Source organism: Aeromicrobium sp. (assembly GCF_014378035.1).
GTDB lineage: Bacteria > Actinomycetota > Actinomycetes > Propionibacteriales > Nocardioidaceae > Aeromicrobium.
The window spans coordinates 1-1,761 of record NZ_JACMOM010000152.1; the positions used below are offsets into that span (position 1 = coordinate 1).

The following is a 1,761-nucleotide window of genomic DNA, read 5'->3' on the forward strand; positions in this document are numbered from 1 at the left end:
AGCTCGATGAAGAAGACCGTCCGCGCCGGCAGGGTGCTGGTCGACTGGAGCCAGAACAACGGCAGCAAGACGACGATCGCGCCCTACTCCCTGCGCGGCCTGGAGCAGCCGTTCGTCGCGGTGCCCCGCACATGGCGCGAGCTCGGCCAGGACCTACGCCACCTCACGATGGACGAGGTCATCACGCGGATGGCTCGGCGCAAGGACCCCATGGCAGCGCTGGGTCGCACGGCCGGCAGCGCTACCGGGCGGGACAGGCTCGAGACCTACCGCTCGATGCGCGATGCCACGAAGACCCCTGAGCCCGTGCCTGCCGGCGCTCCCGGCCCCGCAGCCGACGGTCGGTTGTTCGTGGTCCAGGAGCACCACGCCAGCAGCCTGCACTGGGACTTCCGCCTCGAGCTCGTCGGTGTCCTCGTGTCATGGGCGCTTCCCAAGGGCGTGCCGACCGATCCGGCCCAGAACCATCTGGCCGTGCAGACCGAGGACCACCCGCTCGACTATGGAACATTCGAGGGCACGATCCCGCAGGGCGAGTACGGCGGCGGTGAGGTCACGATCTGGGACGCCGGGACGTACGAGGTCGAGAAGTGGCGTCCTGCCGAGGTCATCGCTACCCTCACCGGCCGCGCCGGCGGTGGGCTGGGACGCCCGCGCAGGTTCGCGCTGATCAAGACCGGCAAGAACTGGCTGATCCATCTGATGGACGACCTGCCCGGCAACCGGACCCCCGTAGGCACCGCCGCCGCTCCGGCCAATGCTCCGGCCGGCATGAAGAGGCGGTTCGTCGCCCCCATGCTTGCCCAGCTCGGTTCCGCTACCGGCATCGACGACGAGGACGACTGGGCCTTCGAGATGAAATGGGACGGGATCCGGGTGATCGCCGTGGTCGATGGTCTTGACGTCGGCCTGTTCACCCGCAACGGCAACGACGTCACAGCGGGATATCCCGAGATCGTGTCGGCGCTCGCCGACCCGACCTCCCGCACCTCCCTCCACAACACGGTGCTCGACGGTGAGATCGTCGCGATCGGCCCGTCCGGCGCACCGGACTTCGGCCTGCTCCAGGAGCGCATCGGACTGTCGAAGCCAGCCGACGTCGAGGCCACACGTCGCCGAGTCCCGGTCAGGCTCATGGTGTTCGACCTGCTCCGGCACGACGGCACCTCGCTGGTGCGGCTTTCGTACGACGAACGTCGCGGGGCACTGCGCGGGCTCGCCCTCGGCGACGGCCCCGGCGACGTGCTCGAGGTGCCGGAGGTGTTCGAGGGATCATTGGCCGAGGCGATCTCCTCGAGCCTCGAGCTGGGCCTCGAGGGCGTCATCGCCAAGCGACGCTCGAGCCGTTACGGCAGCGGCAAGCGCTCGGCGGCATGGACGAAGATCAAGCACCATCGCATGCAGGAGGTCGTGGTCGGCGGCTGGCGTCCAGGCAGAGGATCCCGCGGCGGACGCATCGGCTCGCTGCTGCTCGGCATACCCACAGATGGTGGTCTTCGGTACGTTGGTCGAGTGGGGACCGGGATCGGGGACAGCGCGCTGGAGGACCTCCAGCGCACGTTCTCGAGGTCTCCCCGCAAGACCGCCCCCTTCGTCGACGTCCCGCGTGAGGTTGCGCGGGATGCCCACTGGGTCACCCCCCGGCTCGTCGCAGAGGTCTCGTTCGCGGAGTGGACGAAGAGCGGTCACCTGCGGCATCCGAGCTGGCGTGGCCTGCGCCCGGACAAGGTTCCCGGGGAGGTCAGCCTGGAGTGATCCGGC

1 protein-coding gene is annotated in these 1,761 nt (G+C 69.2%); it reads left to right on the forward strand.

The window, feature by feature from the left end; translation table 11 throughout:
* Nucleotides 1-1,755: non-homologous end-joining DNA ligase (ligD, locus tag H7290_RS08020; RefSeq protein ID WP_290513499.1), on the forward strand; the 1,755-nt coding region annotated here is incomplete at its 5' end.
* Between the last annotated feature and the right edge of the window lie 6 nt (nt 1,756-1,761).